We start from the raw sequence: 18,768 nt of genomic DNA, 5'->3' as shown, positions 1-18,768 counted from the left end.
GGGCATCAGCCACTGCTGAGCAGGGACAGGCGTCGGCCGCGATGGCAACAGATCAGGTTCAGCGCGCACAGCCGGGCGATGTCGACGGCAAGCGTCGAGGGATGAGACAGCGTGGCCAGCGTCGAAATGCCGGCCCGTACGGTCTTCTGGACCAGCTCGAGGCTGCAGCGACTCGACAGCAGCACCATCGATATCCTGAAGCTCTCCATCAGCGAGGCACCGATCAGCTTGTCGAGCGCGTTGTGGCGGCCGATATCGACACCGCTGGCGAGCCACCGGCCCTCATTGTCAAATCCCAGCGCCATGTGAAGCCCCGGCTGACCTGCGGCCGATAGCTGCTCGAGCGCCTTTCCCAGCTGCGCCGGCGGTGGCGGTGCACTGGCAGGCAGGCGCTGCAGCCCCTCCATCATCTGAGCCTCTTCGGCACTGCCGCAGCGCCCGCAGCTCGAGGACGCCGAGGTGACACGGCGACGCTCGCCGGCCAGTCGTTCGATATGGGTCGGCACGTCCAGACGCACCCGCACGCCGTGGCGCAGTCGGTCGGTGGTGATATTGCTGACCTGGGAGGCGCGGGTAATCATGCCTTCGCTGAAGGCAAAGCCGATGGCCCAGTGCTCCAGCGTCTCGGGCGTGGCCAGTACAGACGCATAAGCGGTGTCGTTGAAGGACAGTGTGATCGGCAGCTCGGCAGGCCCCTGAAGCTGCTCGCGGGGAGTTCGGGTAGCGTCCTCGTAATCAGAAAGCGACATGGCAGTACAGCTCCTCTGACGGGCGAGCGTTACAGGAAAGACAGCAGGACCGGATGGGACATCGACACACAAAGGCCCGAATGGCTATTGACGAAAGTATAACGCCGCATGTCTGGACCGCTCCAATGGAACAGCACGATGAATTGATCGAGCATGTCTATCAAACCCTGCCGCCTCCTGCGGTTTTGAACATGACAGGACGTTGCTTCAGGACGCGCGCAGCCAATCCAGAAGGGCTCGCAGACGCCGTGACGGCGGTGCACCGGCACGCCACAGCAGTCCGACCGGCGGGTCCTCTTCGGTCGGCGGCAGCAGACGGTGTATCAGCCCCGGATGGCGGCCGGCGTCAAGTTCATGCTGCTCGACCACGCCGACACCGGCGCCCTCCTCGACCAACCGTTCCAGCGCGGCCATCGATTCGGCCTCCAGTACGGGAGAGAGGGTAATACCCTCGCGGCGAGCGTGGAGATCCACCCGATGGCGATGCTGCATGTCCGGCGTCAGAAGACACAGCGGAAAGGCGCCGAGATCGGCCCAGTCCGGCCTGTCCGGCAGGGCAAAGCGATCGCTGCGTGCCAGCAGGGCGTAGCGCTCGGTGTGAAGGCGTCGCGCCACAAAGGGTTCGGCGGCCGGCACATCGAGATAGCCCACCGCCACGTCGATATCCCCCTCCATGAGCGACTGCATCAGCGGCAGGGTGGCCCGCTCCATCAGACGCAGCGACAGCCCCGGATAGCGCTCGCGCAGCGGCACGATCCAGCGGCTGACGGCGCCAAGCGCCGACGGGATCAGCCCCAGCCGCAGCAGCCCGCTGGGCGGACTGTTGGGGTCCAGCTCAGCATTGAGTTCATCAAGCGAGGCCAGAATGCGACGGGCGTGACTGAGCACGTGCTCGCCTTCGGGGGTGAAGCCTTCAAAGCGATGACCGCGAATGATCAGCGCACAGCCAAGCTCCTCTTCCAGCTGCTTGAGCCGGGCCGAAAGCGTGGGCTGAGTGACATTGCAGGCGGTGGCCGCGCGCCCGAAATGGCGCTCGCGGGCCAGCGCGACCAGAAAGCCGAACTGTCGGTGATCCATGTCAGGCCGGACTTTGCACGCGACGCGCGTCGATCCAGTCACGCGCCTCGGCAAGGCTTTCCAGCCTGACCGTGGCGCGGCTGACATCCTGACCACGCGAATAAGCGTTGGGAATGGCGATCACATCAATACCGGCGGCACAGGCGGCGTTCACCCCGTGGCAGGTATCCTCGATCGCAATGGCCTGATCGGCATCGACACCGCACAGGCTCAGTCCCTTCAGATAGCACTCGGGATGGGGCTTGGAGTGTGTGACGTCGTTGCGGGTCACAACGTGATCAAAAAAGCGGGCCAGCGCGTAATGCTCAAGCGTCGGGGTAATCTCTGCACGGCCGCTGCCGGTGACCAGCGACGTGGCCATCCCCTGCGCCCGGCACCACTCGAGAATTTCGAGCGCATGCGCCATCAACGCAATCGGCTCACGTGTAAAGCTTGCCACGGTCCGCTCGACCTTGCGATCCACCAGCGCCTGCGGCGAGATGGAAAGCCCCCGGGTACGAATCAGCCGCTCGACTTCCTGGGTGACCGGCATACCCGAACTTTCCCGCTTATACTCTTCTTCATCAATATGAGCGCCCATCTCGCCCAGTATCTCGTTCCACACGCGATGGTGGGCACTCTCGGAGTCGGCCAGCGTACCGTCAAAATCAAACAGCACGACACGATACTTTTCGGATGACTGCATGCAGACGTTTCCTGTAACGATGAGAGTGGATCAACCATGGTCCAGCAACACGGCCGCCCGGGCAACTGCACGCCCCGACAGCCCTGTTGTCACAATACCTGCTCACGCGCGGGTCCCGACGCGGCTCTCTCCCCCATCGAATGCGGGGGCTCACGGGCAGGGCCGCCATGTTTGACGCCCTGTTCAGCGAGCGACTGGCCCACTTTGGCACGACCCTGACCTGTCGAAGCGCGGGCATGGCCGGCGCCATGCCGGTGCGCCGGCTGCTGGCGCCGGACGTGCTCGAAGAGATGCTGATGCGGTTCAAGTCCCACGGCGGACCGGCCGAGCGTCGGGCGCTTGCCACACAGTGGTCAAAGCACTATCTGAGCCAGCTGATCATTCCTGTCACGGTGGTCGAGCTGTGTCGCGACGTTCATCTGCCGACCAGCCTTGATGAGATGAGCGTCGTGCTGGGCGAGAACGGCACTCCCGAGCGATTCGTGCTGCCGCATGAGGGCACCATCAGTCTGGACAACGGCTGCGCACGCTTTTGCCCACTGATTGCCCGCCACCTGACGCCGCTGATCGACACCCTGGCCCGCAAGGTGCACTTCTCCCCTCGCGTGCTGTGGAGCAACGCCGCCGTCTATTTCGAGTTTGCGGTCAACGAGCTGGAACGTCAGGGACTGGCAAGCGCCTTCGAAATCAACGGGGCGAAGGCCATGATGGCGCTGCGCCAGCTGCCCGACCGCCAGCGCAACCCCTTCTATCGTCCGGTGGAGTACATCGATGTGGTCGACGACAGCGGCACCGTTGCACCATGGCGCTGTCGTCGCATGTGCTGTCTGCGCTATCTCGATGACACCCTTGGACTGTGCGGCAACTGCCCGCGGCTGAAGGCGGGCGAACAGCCGGTTCAGGCCTGAGAGTTGTCCTGCTCGACGCCGTCCTCGTGGCTTTCGCGGTGAGCAGTACCGCCCTTTTGGCGCGAGCGCAGCTCGTCTTCATACATCTGTTCCATGACCTGCAACAGCCCACCCAGAATCCACCAGACGCCGAAAATGGCCAGCAGGAAGGCCACCGCCGCCATGAAGGCGTTCTGGAAGATGGCATACAGCGCGGCCGCCACCAGGCAGAAGGCGTAACCGCCCACCGCGCGACGCAGGGACTTGTCCAGACGCTGCCAGAACGTGTTCTGGGTATAGCCCACGCCGCGGCGCCAGAGAATGTCGGTCAGGACGTGAAAGGTAATGGCAGCCGAGATCAGTAACAGCGCAAAACTCACGATCTGGAAAATGCCGAAGGCCGGGCTGGTAATGACGGCAAAAAGCCACAGAATCGGCAGTGACACTACTGCCCACATCACGATGGCCCGCTTGCGTAACGCCTGGTTATTCATGGTCCTGATATCCTGTCTTGTCGTTGATGCTGTACTCGGTACTGCCTGCTCGCTGTCTGCCATGTGACACCCGTGCCGACGGGTGGTTCAGTGCCGTGCGCTTGCCTCACACAACGCAGGCCTCATGACGCGTCAGGGCCGTAATGTACCCTGGACGGGGAACACCCCGGACAGAAGTATGCCCTGGATAGAAGTATGCCCTGGATAGAAGCATGCCCCGAACAGGAGTATGCCCTGGACAGGCAGACAACATCTTGCCGTTATGATGATTGAGGTGACTGCGGCGACCAGACAATCGGCCCCGGATCATCCTCCAGATCAAAAGGCGCCTCGCCGCTTAAATGGTTGAGAATCACCGCCGAGCGCCAGGCCATCAGCGACAGCTGCGGCTCGGCAATGCCATAGCGGGTGCGCCCGGCGTTAACGGCGTAGATCCGGCTGTCGCCGCCGCCTTCCCAGTCGAGCATGAAGTGTTCTCCCATGCTCGGCTCACCGTTTGTATCGCGCGCCATTCGGTCCATGAGCGGCGCCATGCACTCGGGCAGTGCCGATTCAAAGCCGGTGGCGAAAATGACCACATCGGCGTCAAAGCGCTCCAGCACGCCGGTGGTGCCGTGTCGGGCCTCCAGCACGAAGGCCCCGCTTGAACGCGTCATGCCGACCGCTTCACGATGCGGCAGCAGATGCGCCCAGCGCGGTTCGTTCATCACATCAAAGCGGTGATACAGCGTCTGATAGATCCCGGTCAGCGCTGCCGGAGTGATGCCGTCGCTGGCGTATTTCTGCGCGCTGACCTCGCGGCGACGTACGTCATCCTCGAGCTCGGCAAACTGCGAGGTATAGCCGGGCGTGAAGTACTCGTTGGTAAACGCCGTCTCATCCAGCGGCTGGAAGTTGCGCCGACGCGACAGCCAGTGCAGCGACTTCGGTGGCCCCCAGTGGCCGCGCAGGGCGTTGATGAAAATATCCGCACCGCTCTGTCCACCGCCAACGATCACCACCCGCTGATGGGTGAAATCGCGCGCGCGCCAGGCAATCGATTCAGCGTGCAGGCAGTACTCGCTTTGATACTCGCGCGCAAATACCGGCAGCCACGGCGTCTTGCCGCTGCCCAGACACAGATGACGCGCCTGAAAGGTGCGCGTATCGGTTCTGAGCCGAAAGTGCTCACCGTCGTGGTCGATCTCGCGCACGCTGTGATCGAGCCAGACGTTGTCGAGCCCCTCGGCGGCCCAGCGCAGATAGTCGGAAAACTCCGCGCGCGAGACCGTTGAGAGCTCGGCGTTGAGAAAACGATAAAAGCGGCGATGCTGGACGAGGTAATTGAGAAACGACCAGCGGCTGGTCGGGTCGATCGCCGTCACCAGATCCTTGAGAAAGCCGGTCTGCAGATGCGTGTCCGGCAGCATCATGCCCTCGTGCCAGACGTAGCGCTGCTGACGGTCGAAAAACCGCGTGGACAGCTTAGGCAGGCCATCGGCCAGCGCGGCGATGCTTAAATTGAACGGGCCGGCACCAATGCCGGCCAGATCCAGAAGCTCGGGGGTATCAGCCATAGGGGCAGTATCTCGGGTCGCTAGGCACCCTGACGCGACAGCGCCGCCTCGCCGTGATGGCGCAGCGGGTCATTGTCGCTCAGGCAGTGATAGAGCGGGTTGTCGATATGATGATCCATGTCCGGCAGCATGCGCGCTGCCGAATGATCGTTGGCATGCAGAAACTTCGAGCGATTGAGCCCCAGACGCAGAATGCGTGGCTTGAACAGGCTGAACAGGTCAAAGCGCGCGGCAAGCCCCTGCTGACGCGCCATGTAATCTCCCAGCGCTTTCGCGCAGAGCTGATAAAAGCGCGTCTCGCTGACGCCGGCCTGTACGGCCAGCGGCGCCACAAAGCGCAACAGCGTCACGAAATGGCCGGTCTGCAGATCATGAATCAGCTTCTCGGGGGGCAGCCGGACGGTCACATCGACCAGCTCGCTCGGCAGATCGCGGGCTTCGGGGAAGTCCTCATCAACCAGCCGCAGATCGCCCTGGAAGTCCTTGAGCGCCAGACGATGCGGAACACCATCGCGCAGAATCAGGGTCAGATTCTGCCCGTGGGCGATGATGATCACCCCGAAGCGGCAGATCAGATGATACATCGGGATCAGCGTGACCTCGAACATGCGATAGAGCCACTGCTCCGCCTCGATCCCGGAGGCCTCGATATAGGCCGCCAGCCAGGCCCGGCCGTCAGCATCACACTGCATCAGTTCGGACATCAAAAGCGCCTGTTCGCCCTCCCCGACCCGGGGGGCCAGCCCCTCGCGCCAGATCACACCGCACAGTTCGCGGAAGCGATACGGCGCCTCATCAAGTCGGCCGTACTGGGTGTGCTCGAACACGGCAGAGGCCGGCTCGGCCAGAATCTCGAGCCCGGCGCGCCGAAACTCCTCGTCATCATTCGCCCGCGCCTGCAGCCACTGTGAGGCGGCCGGGCCTGCCAGCATGTACTGCCCCGGAATGCCGCGATAGCTGGAGGTGTTCATGATGGTGATCGGCAGCTTCAGATCATACTGCCCCGGGCGGCTGGCGTTGGTCAGCGTGCGCAGCGACTGCTGGGCCACGAAATCATCACCAAAGGCGCCCAGCCAGGCCATGTCGCCGCGGCCGATGTCGCCGATGTGCAGCATGGAGAGCATGCGCGCCCACTGCCAGGGATGGACCGGCATCAGCGCATACGCCTCAGCCTTCTCTCCCAGCACCGCGCACTTGCCGTCGCGCGCGGCCAGCAGGGCACGGCGCTGATCGTGATCGAGCACGCTGTCCAGCAATGCCGCCTCATCGATCACCCTGCGGCTGCTTTTGAGGCACTCGCGGCGCACCATCAGCCACTCGACCTGAAAGGTGTGGCCGTATTCCGGCGCGTAGCGCCCCAGTGACTGTACGCCCCAGCCGCGCCGCCCCTTGTTGAATAAAAACTTGGGATGCCCGTCGAGCACCGCCTGACGCTGCGGCTCGGCAAGCCGGATGGCGTCGTCGGCGCCCAGGCGCTGATGCACCTCGATCAGGTAGCAGTCGCCGCGCAGGGTGTTGAAAAGATCTTCCAGGTGCTCGGCCAGCTGGGAATCCTTCATGCCCATGCCGGGCGCCAGCGCCAGTAGAAACTCGGCCGCTTCCGGCATTTCGCCGGCGCTTCCGGGGCCCGCAAGGCTTTCAGCCTCGATCAGAAGCTGTCCCCACAGGTTGGTGTCCGCCCTGAAGTGCCAGCGCCCGCAGGCCCGGCTGTCGGCCGAGGTGCTGCGATCCTTCCCGGCGACCGGCTCAATATCGAGTCGCCAGCCCTCATCGTCGGTCGCTCCACAGGCCTCGGGCAGCAGCACCTGCTCATAGGCCAGCTCGCTGATCATTTTGGCAATCAGTGCGCGGTTGGCGCGCGCCCAGTGCCGGCGGATGGCCTCGTCGGGATCGATGGCCGCAAGCCGTGGCGGCAGGATCGACGAAGAAGACTCCGGCAGCATCACATCACCTGCCCGAAAAAGTGATGGCGGGTGCCCATGACCAGCATGGCGCGCTTGTCCGGCAGATCAAACGACCACTGGCTGAAAAGCCCCAGCCGTTCCAGATGGCGGAAAATCCGCTCGTTGCCGGCATCCGGCTCCAGCACGACGCGATCGGTGCGCGGCTCGCTCAGGTAGGCGTAGTGCTGCAGGGCGGCCAGCCAGCCATCGACAAAGTGCGCGCCACGGAAGCTGTCTTCGCCCACCAGCACGTGCAGGCCGCGGTCAAAGGCCTGCCAGTCGTAGTACTCGCCCAGCACGTCCTCGGGCGCCCAGTAGAGTTCGAAATAGCCGAACGCCTCGCCGTCGAGCTCTCCGATCAGCGACAGCCGATGCGGCTCGGCCAGTCGCTTGTCCAGCCAGTCACTGAACGCGTCATATGGTTTGTTCTGCTGCCAGAAGCGGGCCACACGTTCCTGCTGCATCCACTGGTGCAGCCGATCGAGATCGCGCTCGTGCTCGCAGACGCGCAGGGTCAGGCGCTGCTCGAGCCGTGGATCGAAGCGCTCATAAACCGCTCCCCGCGGCTTCGGCGGGCGGCGGGGCCGGCCGCGCTCGATATCGAAGGGCTGAGCGGCGTAGTCGGACACAAGCCACTGCCACGGGCGCTGATAGAAGCTTTCGCGCAGCACCCGCGGTGCCCCCAGCGACTGACACAGCGGATACCAGTGGGGGTCGGCCCGCCAGGCATCATCAAGAATCAGCAGGCGACAGGCCGGATGGGTCGCGAAATGGTGATCGATGGCGTCCAGAAGCGAACGCGTCTGTGAAGGCGCCAGTCTGTCGCTGGCAGACAGCTCGTCACGGCTGGGCATGGGCGTCTCTCGCGATGTCAGGGTCATGAATCAGGGCGTTGAGGTATCGCTCAACAGCGGATTGGGCATGTCCAGATAGATTTTTGCCGGGTCATCCAGCGTGGACTCGTTGATACCGGCCAGATAGCAGAAGAAGTTGCTCTTGACCTCCAGCACCGGTGAGCTCAGCAGATGATCCAGCAGCGTAGTGTCGCCGTCACGACACTGCTCGCTCAGTGTCTCCAGGTGCGCTCGCAGATGCGCCACCAGCTCGCGCTCATCAACCAGTCCCGCCTCACCCAGCGCCGCTGTCACCGCCAGAGTCGAATTGACGATGACATAGTAGGGGAAATAGCGCTTGAGCATCGCCATCGTGATGCGATGGTCCCGGCTGACGATCTCGCCGGGATGACGCGCCAGAAAATGGTCCGTTACGCCGCTGCCCTGGCAGTCGCGATAGTCCACGCCGACCGGGCGTTCACGCTCAAGGCGCACTACGATGTTCTGCTGATGGGCCAGCAACACAATGCCCTCTTCGACCACCAGCCGAATCAGCGGCGACAGCACCCGCTCGCAGAAAGCGTCGAACCATACAAGCGCGGCCTCACGCTCGCTGATGCGGTCAAGCTCGGCCAGGCGCCGAACGCCGTTGGCGAGCAGCGTCTGCCCCATCTCGCCCAGCGGCTGGGTAAGCGTGGCCAGTACCACGCTCGGCGCCCCGGCATCGGCCACGCGATTTTCCCGCAAAAGCGCCAGACTCGCCTCGTCGATTTCGCCGTCATCATGCTTCCAGCCCAGCCAGGCCGGCTCCTGCATCAGATGAAAATATGCGCGAATGTCGTCACTCACCTGCGGCCACCAGCGGTCCAGCCGCAGCCCGCGCATCACTTCATCGTCATGCAGCACGCGCAGGGAGTTGGTCAGCCGCGCCGACAGCGAGCCCTTGACCATCCAGTCCGCCTGCGGGCAGTAGAGCGAGCGATGCGAGGAGGTCGGATACCAGCGTCTGGCGTCATCGCCATCTATCGCCTCCTCGCCCAGCACCCGCAGCTCACCGGCATCGATCAGCGCGGCGATATCGTCTCTTTCCTGCAGAAAGCGGGCCTGCCAGGGGTGCATGGGCAGTGCGCTATAGCCCACCGGCAACTGCTCGGCCAGCGCCTCGGGCATCAAGTCATGCATCAGCGCCGCGGCGGGAAGCTCACGGCTCGAATCGCCTGCCGCGCGCGCCGGCGACACGCCCCACCAGACCAGCGAAAAACCGGCGCGGTGTTCCGGCGTATATATCTTCGCCTGTGTTTGATCAAACGGCGCCTGTGACTTGGGGGCCGGATGAAAGTCGTGTCCGACCAGCAGCCCTTGCTCGGCTTCCAGAAACCCGAGCGGCCCCCTGATGAGGTGATCGAGATCATCACGACCGGCAAGCGCTGCCGCGATGGTGTCACGACTGCCCATGACGCTTTTGACAAAGGTGTCACGACGCGCATCATCCAGCATCCCCACCAGCGGATGCTCGCTCAACCAGGGGCTGTCCAGCAGCGCCTCGACGGCCTGCTCGAAGGAGATGGCCTGACGCACCTCGGGTGTGACATGCATCAGCGGCAGCACGATCCGGCAGCGCCCCGAAAGGCTTCGGTGCTGCAGGCGCAGGTGAAGGCAGACATCGCGCGTTTTCGTCAGCGCAATGACGACGGTCTCGTCACCATCATGTCGCTCCGACCACCAGTGGTCGGTTTCGCGCAGCAATGCGTTGAAAAAGCTGGTCGCCGCCAGCCGATCGGCCCACTCGGTGTCGGTGGGGGGCGTCGGATGGCGAGAAAGGTCCTGCATCGAGCACTCCTGGTAACGGGGCAATGACCGCATGTTCTGGTGTGGAGGCAAGCATAGTCGATCCCGCGACTGCCTGCGCCGGGCGTTGTGGCGCCGCCGCAAGGGGAAACGTCAGCACGAATGATTTTTGATAATGCTTCTCATTTGGGCTAGAGTAGCGCTCTGTTACCATACCGGCACCTGCCCCGGTGCCCGCCCACTGACAACGCGACTTGTCAGGAGTCCACGTGAATCAGCCATTTCCCGCCCGGTTGTCTCCCTTTCAGGCCCCCTGGGGACTGCTTGAGGGGCTCGGAACCGGTGACGCCTTTTTCTCCTCGCCGGCCATTACCCTGCTCGGACGAGGTATTGCCCACCAGCGTCGGACCGCGGATGCCCGGCCAACGACGCTGGATAACGCCGCGCGCGAGCTGTTCGATACTGCCCGCGCCCGGGGGCATGTCGATCCCGTCATCATGGGGCTGATCCCGTTTGACCACGCTGACAGCGCCCGACTTTTTGTACCTGAAGAATTACTGCGTGCCGAGCCCGACACGTCCGGCGCGCGTCCGGCCACCACACCGCTGGACACCGCCGCACGGAGCATTACCCCCGAGCCGGCGCCCGAACACTATTGTCACGCCGTGGACAGCGCGCTGACGCTTTTCGACGCCACGGCGCTCAACAAGGTGGTACTGGCCCGATCGCTGCGCGTGCAGACCGGTGCGCCGATTGATGCTCAGGCCCTTTTAAAGCGACTGGTGAGCATCAATCCGCAGGGCTATAACTTCGCCCTGCCTACCGGTGACAGCCTCGATGACACCGCCAGTCTGGTGGGTGCCAGTCCCGAGCTCCTGATTCGCCGCGAGGGCCATCGCGTGATCGCCAATCCGCTGGCAGGATCCATTGCGCGTCACGACGATGCCGGGGAAGACCAGCGTCGCGCCGAGGGGCTTTGCGTTTCCGACAAGGACCTGCGCGAGCACGCCCTGGTGGTGGATGCCATCGTGGCCGCTCTGCAACCGCTGTGCCGCACGCTCAACGTGCCGGAAGGGCCGGAAGTGATTGGTACTGATCGCATGTGGCATCTTTCCACCACGCTCGAGGGCGAGCTGGCCGACCCGAGCATGACCTCACTGGCCGTGGCGGCAGCGCTGCATCCCACCCCGGCCGTGTGCGGCACCCCCTGGCGGGATGCCCATCAGGCCATCAAATCGCTTGAAGGGTTTGAACGCGGCTATTTCACCGGACTGGTCGGCTGGTGCGATGAGACGGGTGACGGCGAGTGGGCCATTGCCATACGCTGCGCCGAACTCTCGACCGATCACGTTCGCGTGTTTGCCGGTGCCGGCGTGGTGCCGGGCTCGAGCCCCAGGGCAGAACTTGAAGAAACCGCGGCCAAGATGCGCACCATGCTGGATGCCATGGGCCTTGATTACGAAGATGACACCACAGACACGACTGCCTGATCATGACCACTACCCCGTCCTGCGCGTCAGTCCGACGCGCCACGCTTGACGAGATCATCCAACGCTGTCCGGATTACCCGAGCGAGCGCCAGCGTCTATATCGCGACAGGGGCTGCTGGATCGATGAAACCTTCGGCGCCATGATGCGCCGTCTGGCCGAGACGCACGGTACTCGCGAGGCGCTGGTCGATGGTGAGCTGCGCCTGAGCTATGCCGACCTCGACCGACGCGTTGACGCCCTTGCCCGCGGCCTGCGCCATCTGGGCCTCGAGCGGAGCGACCGGGTGGTCATTCAGTTGCCCAATCGCCATGAGTTCGTGGTGGCGTGCTTCGCCCTTTTCCGGCTGGGCGCGCTGCCGGTCTTTGCCCTGCCGGCGCATCGCCGCTTCGAGGTCGAGCACTTCTGCCGTGCCGCCACAGCGCGGGCGCTGTTGATCTGCGATCGCGACGGCGGCTTCGACTATCGCGCCATGGCCCGCGAGGTGCGCGAGGCCGTGCCGACGCTCGAGCAGGTTATCGTCTGCGGCGAGGCCGAGGAATTCACGACCCTTGACAGCCTGTACGAACACGAGGGCGCGCCGGTCGAGGACGTGCCGAGTGCCCACGACCTGGCCTTTTTCCAGCTTTCCGGTGGCACCACGGGCGTACCCAAGCTGATTCCACGTCGCCACGACGACTATCACTACAGCCTGCGCGAGAGCAATCGCGCCTGTGCGGTGACGACGGATACGGTCTATCTGGTCGCGCTGCCGATCGCGCACAATTTCCCCATGAGCTCGCCGGGCTTTCTGGGTGTGCTGCTCGGTGGCGGCAGGCTGGTCATTGCGCCCCGCCCGAGCCCCGATGAATGCTTTGTTCTGATCGAGCGCGAACGCGTCACCATGACCTCGCTGGTGCCGCCGCTGGCCATGCTCTGGCTCGACAGTGCCCCAGGTGCCGGAACCGATCTTTCGAGTCTCGACATTCTTCAGGTGGGCGGGGCGAAACTGGTCAGCGAGGCCGCGCGACGCGTAGCGCCGACGCTGGGCTGTCGACTGCAGCAGGTGTTCGGCATGGCCGAAGGGCTGGTCAACTATACCGGCCTTGATGACCCCATCGAGCTGATCAACACCACTCAGGGGCAGCCGATGTCGGCACTTGATGAGGTGCTGGTGGTTGATGACGATGATCAACCGGTACCGCCGGGCGGCGTCGGCCATCTGATTACCCGCGGACCCTATACCATTCCGGGCTATTTTGTGGCACCGGTCGAAGGCGATGAGCCTGAAGGCGCTCACAACCAGTGCGCCTTCACGGCAGATGGTTTTTATCGCACCGGCGATCGCGTCCAGATGACACCGGATGGCTATCTGATCGTTGAAGGGCGTGACAAGGATCAGATCAACCGCGGCGGCGAGAAGGTAGCGGCCGAAGAGGTCGAAAACCAGCTGCTGGCTCACGACAGCGTTCATGACGTGGCCGTCGTGGCCATGCCCGATCCCTATCTGGGCGAGCGCGTCTGTGCCTTTGTCGTTGTGCGCGGCGAAACGCCAAAGCCGATGGTACTGGCACGCTTTCTGCGCGATCGGGGCCTTGCCCACTACAAGGTGCCCGAACGCTTTGAATTTCTTGAGGCCTTCCCCCAGACCGGGGTGGGCAAGATCAGTAAAAAGGCGCTGCGCCAGACGCTCAAGGCGCACTGGTTTGCCGAGGATGCCTCCGAGGGCAAATGACCCGGAACCGTGGCGCTGAACGATTACAGGAGAGGTAACATGGCCATCCCCGCCATCGCGAGCTATTCACTGCCCGGCACCAGCGAGCTGCCCGACAACCGGGTTCACTGGCAGATCGATCCGACCCGTGCGGCGCTGCTGATCCACGACATGCAGCGCTATTTTCTGGCCAAATATGATGTCAGCGCTGCGCCGATTCCCGACGTGATCCGCCACCTGGCGGCACTGATCAAGGCCGCCCGCGCCGCAGGCGTGCCGGTGGTCTATACCGCCCAGCCGACCGATCAGCCCGACAGCGACCGCGCCCTGCTCAACGATTTCTGGGGGCCGGGCCTGCCGGCGCACCCCGAGCAGTATCCGGTGGTGGATGAGCTGGCCCCGCAGGAAGGCGATGTGGTGCTGACCAAGTGGCGCTACAGCGCGTTTCAGCGCAGCGATCTTCGCGAGCGCATGACCGCCTGGGGGCGCGATCAGTTGATCATTGGCGGGGTCTATGCCCACATTGGCTGTCTGGCCACGGCGCTGGAAGGCTTCATGCAGGACGTGCAGTGCTTCATGCTCACCGATGGCGTGGCTGACTTTTCACGAGTGCGTCACGACATGGCGCTGGAGTACGTGGCCGGTCGCTGCGGCGTGGTGACCCCTGCCGCCCGCGCGCTGGAAGCCCTCGGCGCCGCCGAAGGCAGCCAGCAGACGGCAGAAGGCGCCATGACGCAGGCGGCGCTGACCGAGCGGGTCGCGACGCTTGCCGGCGTCAGCGCCGAGGAGATCCCGGCCGATGACAACCTGCTCTTCTACGGGCTGGACTCGATGCGCATGATGACGTTTGTCGAGGAACTGCGCCGGGAAGGCTTTGACGTCAGCTTCATGGACCTGGTTGAAGCACCGACCATCATCGACTGGGTCGCGCTGCTCAACCGTCAGGGAGTCAATGCATGAGCACCGCCGACATGGTTACCCGACAGGCCCCCGAACGGCCTGCCCCGCCGCCGAAGGGCAAAAAACGCCCACCGATGCTGCTGGAAGTCATCCGCCGTGAAGTCATCACCGAGCACATGATCCGTATCGTGCTCGGCGGTGAGGCGCTGGAAGGCTTTCCCGCCCACCGCGGCGGCGGTCACATCAAGGTTTTTCTGCCGCTTGAACATCAGGCAGCACCGGTCCTGCCGCAGCTGACCGAGACCGGTGTGGTCTGGCCGGCCGCCGAAGAAAAACCGATTACCCGTACCTACAGCGTGCGCCACTTCGATACCGAGCAACGCGCGCTGGTGGTGGACTTTGTAGCGCATGGCGATGAAGGGCCGGCGTCACGCTGGGCGCTGGCCGCACAGCCGGGAGACATGATCGGCATCAGCGGCCCCGGCGGCCCTGACCCGCTGCTGCCACCGGCTGACTGGTCACTGATCGCAGGCGACATGACGGCCCTGCCCGCCATCAGCGCACTGCTGGAAAACATGAGCGATCAGGCGCGTGGCGTGGTGCTGATCGAAGTCGACAACGAAGCCGATCATCAGCCGCTGCGCCACCCATCGGGTGTTGACGTGCACTGGCTCTATCGTGGCGACACGCCATCGCGTCTTTCCACGTTACAGATCGATGCGGTGCGCGCCATGACCTTTCCCGAGTCGGGCAGCATCTCGGCCTGGGTAGGCGGTGAAAACTCGGCGGTACTGTCGCTACGCGAGCATCTGATGGAGACGCGCGGTCTGACCAAAAGCCAGCTCTACGCAGTACCCTACTGGCGCCACTGCTGGGACGAGGAGCGCTATCATCAGGAGCGCCATCGCATCATGGATGAGCTCAAATGAGCGGCGAATTCGAAGGAGAAAGCATCGTCGTTACCGGGGCCGCCCGCGGGATCGGCGCCGCACTGGCCCGGTCCCTGCTCGAGCAGGGCGCCAGCGTGGCGCTGCTGGACAGCCTCGCACCGTCCCTGAAGGAGACGTCCTCACAGCTTGAGCGTGCGTTCGGTCCCGAGCGGGTCAGCCAGCACGTGGTCGATGTCAGCGACTCGGCCGCCGTGGATGCCGCCATTCACGACATCGATGCGCGCGGCCCCATTACCCGGCTGGCCCATGTGGCCGGCGTATTGCAGATGGGCCTCGTCACCGAGCTGACCGATGCACAGTGGCTGCATGCCTTCAATGTGAACACCACCGGCGTGTTCAACGTGACCCGCGCCGTGGCCCGGCTCATGGCAGAGCGACGCCATGGCGCCATCGTGGTGGTCGGCTCCAACGCTGCCGACACACCGCGTCATGCGATGGGCGCATACTGCGCCTCCAAGGCCGCGACCCATCAGCTGGTGCGCTGCCTGGGGCTGGAAATGGCCGAACACAATATTCGCTGCAACATTGTCTCACCGGGCTCCACCGACACCGACATGCAGCGCGGCATGTGGGCCGATGACAGTGGCCGTGACAACGTGATTCGCGGCTCGCTCGAGGGCTGGAAGCTGGGCATCCCGCTTAAGCGCATTGCCGAACCCGAAGACGTCAGCGAGGCGATCCGCTTTCTGCTCAGCGACCGCGCTCGCCATATCACCATGCATGACATGCGCATCGATGGCGGCGCCACACTCGGCATTCGCTGATTTTTATTGCTGCTGCGCAAGCATTAAAAAACCCGGCCAGGTGCCGGGTTTTTTAGTATCTCGAAAGCGCTCTGATATTTTGAAAAGCGACGCCGGCATGGCCGGCGCCGCTTGAATCAGAAGTCGTAGCGCAGCGAGGCCACCACACTGGATGGTGCGCCGTACATGTTGAAGGTTCCGACGCTGCCCACACGCTCATAATACTTTTTGTCGAGAATGTTGTTGAAGTTGAGCTGCCCCTTGAGGTTGTTCGTGAAGTCATACCCCACCAAGGCATCAACGACGACATAGCCTGGTGCATCAACCTGCGGCGTACCGGCAGTGTGGAAATCGCTTAGCGCTGTAACTCCACCACCGACATGGAAGCCATCGAGCGCGCCGCCTTCAAAGCCGTACTGGGTCCACAGATTGACCGTATTCTTCGGCATCAGAACAAAGGTGGCCTCATCATCGCCTTTTTCTACCTCGGTATCCAGATAGGTGTAGCCGGCGATCACGTCCCATTGATCGGTAATGCTACCGGTCAGTTCGAACTCAGCGCCCTGAATCCTGCGCTTGCCGATCGGCGCGGAATAGCTCTCTCCGGCAACACCAGCGGCGTAGTTCTCATCGTAAAGGCGAAAGGCACTGACACGGGCATTCAGATCACCGCCGAAGTAGCTGCCCTTCACACCCACTTCGTATTGAGTCCCTTCACGGGGCTTTAGAAGGGTACCGCTGCTGTCTACCTCGGACTGCGGATTGAAGACTTCGGAGTAGCTGGCATACAGCGAGTGATGGCGATCAAGGTCATAAACCAGCCCAGCATACGGGGTAAACCTGGCATCATCACTACGCTCACCGGTGCTGCCATCAGTGTAATCGCGGGTATGCGTGCTGTAGTTACTCAGACGACCGCCGGCGATCAGAGCCAGATCCTGCACCGGTCTGAAGGTCAACTTGGAATAGAGGCCATACTCCTCAAGCGTTTCGCGGCTATTGGTACGTACAGCTCCGTTGTCAGCGATATCGACATAAGCAATATCGTTGATGGTATCGAAGGACTGACTGCCGAAATTGCTGAGCGCCTGAAAGGTATCCGTTTCATAGCGCTTGTAATCCGTACCCACGACAAATTCACTGACATTGCCCAAGGTCTGGAAGGGCTGGCTATAGCTGGCGTCCATCGACAGCGATTGCTGCTCGACATTGCCTCCAAGACCTACCGCTGTAAACGTGCCGTCATCACTCACACCGGTGCGGCCAAACGCATAGTTGAAGTCAGCGCTGCGATCCGAATAACGTGCGGCTACCCGACCATAGCCGCCGCCTTCAAACTGATGAGTCAGCTCGGCAATGTAATCATTGCTCTGCATCTCGAAACTGTTCCAGTCCGCCCCGGCAAAGGTCGAACGAGTAACATCGAGCAGATTGCCATCGGTATCGGTAGGCAGGCCATTGTTGGTAACCAGATCCCTGTGCTGGCGCAGATAGGCCAGCGACAGCGTGGTGGCCTCGTCAAGGTCCACATCCAGCGCGCCATAAAATGTCTGGTTGGTATTGTCGTTGTGGTCGACAAAGCCGTTGGTATCGTCGTTGCTGACAACAAGCCGGCCGCGCACGCTGCCATCGGCATTGATCGGTCCGGAAATGTCGGTTTCAACGTAGTTCTGATCCCAGCTGCCGTAGCGACCGGTCACATGGCCCTGAAACTCGTCGGTGGGACGCTTACGCACAGCATTGACGATACCGCCCAGCTCGCTGGTGCTGTTGAAAAGGCCTGATGGCCCACGCATGATCTCGATTCGATCGAATGCCGCCAGATTGGGTACGGTCCCGAGAATACTGGCCATCGGCGCCGGCAGGCCATCCAGGTTGTACTCGTTGTACTCATAGCCTCGGGAATAAATCGACGAACGCCCGGCATCATTGGAGAGCACGCGCATACCGGGTGTGCGTTTGGCAAGCTCATCCAGCGTGTTGAATTTCTGATCCTCAATCGCCTCACGGGTCACCACGCTGATCGACTGGGGAATGTCACGCAGCGCCGCCGGCGTCTTGGTGCCCACGGTGGCAGCATCTACCCCATAGCCGCCGGTCTGCTCGGACGGCAGCATGTCATAGAGCCGGTTGCCTTCCACGGTAATGGTATCAAGGCGTGAGCCATCACCCGTGGAGGCCGTGGCAGTGGTCGTGGTTACCGTGGCAGTATCCGCAGCGCCCTCACCCTGCTGCTCGGCTGCCCAGACGCCGCCTGCCACCGGCAACAATACGGCCCCGGCCAGCAGCGAGGTCAGATAACGTACTTCTCCTGTACCGGGACACAACTTCCCCGTTCGATTCATGACTGTTCCCCTGACTGTGATGGATGACCCATCGTTTTTTTAATTGGCGCTGAAAGCCGCGCTCAGGCGTGCGAAGGCATTAAACCAGGCGGTTTACATTAGAGTTAATGATAAGAATTATCAAGTGTATATCCGTATCATTCGAGGCCGGATGGACGATCGAGCAGAGGGTCGTATGACATCCGTTCAAAAGGATGAATACGGCGAACCAACGTCATGACATCAGCGACACAATGGCCGCATGACGTTTATCGAAAGGAAGAGGCGCCGGGATTAATGAACCGGTCAGGAAAGGGCTTCATCGATGGAAGGGAGCAGTAACAATGGAAGGGAGCAGTAACAATGGAAGGGAGCAGTAACGGGCAGGCGACCTTGCGCCCCTGCCCGAAGGGATATCAATTGGCCGCGTCCTGAATGGACTCACCGCCGGCCTCGATATCTTCACCGGCACCGCCAACCGTGTTGCAGGCCGACAGCGCTGCAGCGGAAAAGAGGGCGATCAGCATCATGCTCATCCATTTTTTCATGTCACAACTCCTTGTTGACGAAACAGGTCATGGGCGGATGCCAGCTCAGCATTGACTGACACCATCCGTGGCAGAAGCCTGGCATCTTTTGTCACGGTTTGCATTCATGA

General features: G+C 62.7%; 16 protein-coding genes. 6 read left to right on the top strand and 10 right to left on the bottom strand.

Annotation, left to right across the window (positions count from 1 at the left end; all coding sequences use genetic code 11):
* Positions 1 to 5 precede the first annotated feature (5 nt).
* From BM079_RS13085 to BM079_RS13075, 3 genes are all read right to left on the bottom strand, one after another.
* The gene (locus BM079_RS13085; RefSeq protein ID WP_090134829.1) at positions 6 to 749 is read right to left on the bottom strand and encodes a formate dehydrogenase accessory sulfurtransferase FdhD; all 744 of its coding nucleotides are present in this window, start codon (positions 747 to 749) and stop codon (positions 6 to 8) included.
* A 207-nt stretch (positions 750 to 956) separates the two neighbouring features.
* Entirely contained in the window at positions 957 to 1,826 is an 870-nt protein-coding gene (locus BM079_RS13080; RefSeq protein WP_175489695.1) for a LysR family transcriptional regulator, read from the bottom strand.
* Between the two features lies 1 nt (position 1,827).
* A complete protein-coding gene (locus tag BM079_RS13075) occupies positions 1,828 to 2,511 on the bottom strand; it encodes an HAD family hydrolase (RefSeq protein ID WP_090134824.1) in 684 nt (227 codons plus the stop codon).
* 167 nt (positions 2,512 to 2,678) lie between these two features.
* On the opposite strand from BM079_RS13075, the gene fhuF reads away from it, so the two are divergent.
* Positions 2,679 to 3,419: a siderophore-iron reductase FhuF gene (fhuF, locus tag BM079_RS13070; RefSeq protein ID WP_175489694.1), complete on the top strand. Its 741-nt coding sequence runs from the start codon at positions 2,679 to 2,681 to the stop codon at positions 3,417 to 3,419.
* Here the strand turns inward: fhuF and BM079_RS13065 are convergent.
* From BM079_RS13065 to BM079_RS13045, 5 genes are all read right to left on the bottom strand, one after another.
* Positions 3,410 to 3,892 (bottom strand): hypothetical protein, encoded by a 483-nt coding sequence (locus BM079_RS13065; RefSeq protein ID WP_090134820.1) that lies wholly within the window; start codon positions 3,890 to 3,892, stop codon positions 3,410 to 3,412. The two genes, fhuF and BM079_RS13065, sit on opposite strands and share 10 nt — an antisense overlap.
* A 260-nt stretch (positions 3,893 to 4,152) precedes the next feature.
* Complete coding sequence (locus BM079_RS13060; protein WP_090134816.1) at positions 4,153 to 5,448, bottom strand: lysine N(6)-hydroxylase/L-ornithine N(5)-oxygenase family protein; 1,296 nt, start codon at positions 5,446 to 5,448, stop codon at positions 4,153 to 4,155.
* Positions 5,449 to 5,468: 20 nt separating this feature from the next.
* Complete coding sequence (locus BM079_RS13055) at positions 5,469 to 7,391, bottom strand: IucA/IucC family protein (RefSeq protein ID WP_090134814.1); 1,923 nt, start codon at positions 7,389 to 7,391, stop codon at positions 5,469 to 5,471.
* Positions 7,391 to 8,245 (bottom strand): GNAT family N-acetyltransferase, encoded by an 855-nt coding sequence (locus BM079_RS13050; protein ID WP_175489693.1) that lies wholly within the window; start codon positions 8,243 to 8,245, stop codon positions 7,391 to 7,393. Before BM079_RS13050 ends, BM079_RS13055 begins: the two co-directional genes overlap by 1 nt.
* A 30-nt stretch (positions 8,246 to 8,275) precedes the next feature.
* Entirely contained in the window at positions 8,276 to 10,054 is a 1,779-nt protein-coding gene (locus BM079_RS13045) for an IucA/IucC family protein (protein WP_175489692.1), read from the bottom strand.
* A gap of 227 nt (positions 10,055 to 10,281) precedes the next feature.
* Here BM079_RS13045 and BM079_RS13040 point away from each other — a divergent pair, with 227 nt between their 5' ends.
* The 5 genes from BM079_RS13040 to BM079_RS13020 are packed head-to-tail and all read left to right on the top strand — an operon-like array spanning position 10,282 to position 15,807.
* Positions 10,282 to 11,502: an isochorismate synthase gene (locus tag BM079_RS13040; RefSeq protein WP_217639699.1), complete on the top strand. Its 1,221-nt coding sequence runs from the start codon at positions 10,282 to 10,284 to the stop codon at positions 11,500 to 11,502.
* Between the two features lie 2 nt (positions 11,503 to 11,504).
* Positions 11,505 to 13,214 carry a (2,3-dihydroxybenzoyl)adenylate synthase gene (locus BM079_RS13035; RefSeq protein ID WP_090134807.1) on the top strand — a complete coding sequence of 570 codons (1,710 nt, stop codon included), beginning with the start codon at positions 11,505 to 11,507 and terminating at the stop codon, positions 13,212 to 13,214.
* 39 nt (positions 13,215 to 13,253) lie between these two features.
* Positions 13,254 to 14,153: an isochorismatase family protein gene (locus BM079_RS13030; protein ID WP_090134805.1), complete on the top strand. Its 900-nt coding sequence runs from the start codon at positions 13,254 to 13,256 to the stop codon at positions 14,151 to 14,153.
* Complete coding sequence (locus tag BM079_RS13025; RefSeq protein ID WP_245743040.1) at positions 14,150 to 15,022, top strand: siderophore-interacting protein; 873 nt, start codon at positions 14,150 to 14,152, stop codon at positions 15,020 to 15,022. Before BM079_RS13030 ends, BM079_RS13025 begins: the two co-directional genes overlap by 4 nt.
* Positions 15,019 to 15,807: a 2,3-dihydro-2,3-dihydroxybenzoate dehydrogenase gene (locus tag BM079_RS13020; protein ID WP_090134803.1), complete on the top strand. Its 789-nt coding sequence runs from the start codon at positions 15,019 to 15,021 to the stop codon at positions 15,805 to 15,807. The genes BM079_RS13025 and BM079_RS13020 overlap by 4 nt, the downstream gene beginning before the upstream one ends.
* Before the next feature lie 116 nt (positions 15,808 to 15,923).
* Here the strand turns inward: BM079_RS13020 and BM079_RS13015 are convergent, their stop codons facing one another.
* Both BM079_RS13015 and BM079_RS13010 read right to left on the bottom strand, forming a co-directional pair.
* Positions 15,924 to 18,131 carry a TonB-dependent siderophore receptor gene (locus tag BM079_RS13015; RefSeq protein ID WP_090134801.1) on the bottom strand — a complete coding sequence of 736 codons (2,208 nt, stop codon included), beginning with the start codon at positions 18,129 to 18,131 and terminating at the stop codon, positions 15,924 to 15,926.
* Positions 18,132 to 18,526: 395 nt separating this feature from the next.
* On the bottom strand, positions 18,527 to 18,658 hold the full coding sequence (locus tag BM079_RS13010) for an entericidin A/B family lipoprotein (RefSeq protein WP_090134800.1): 132 nt from the start codon (positions 18,656 to 18,658) through the stop codon (positions 18,527 to 18,529).
* Positions 18,659 to 18,768 lie beyond the last annotated feature (110 nt).

The sequence above is a fragment of the Kushneria avicenniae genome (assembly GCF_900112585.1).
In the GTDB taxonomy this organism is placed as follows: Bacteria; Pseudomonadota; Gammaproteobacteria; order Pseudomonadales; family Halomonadaceae; genus Kushneria; species Kushneria avicenniae.
The sequence above is the reverse complement of the archived record's forward strand: the minus strand, read 5'-3'. Positions and strand labels throughout refer to the sequence as shown.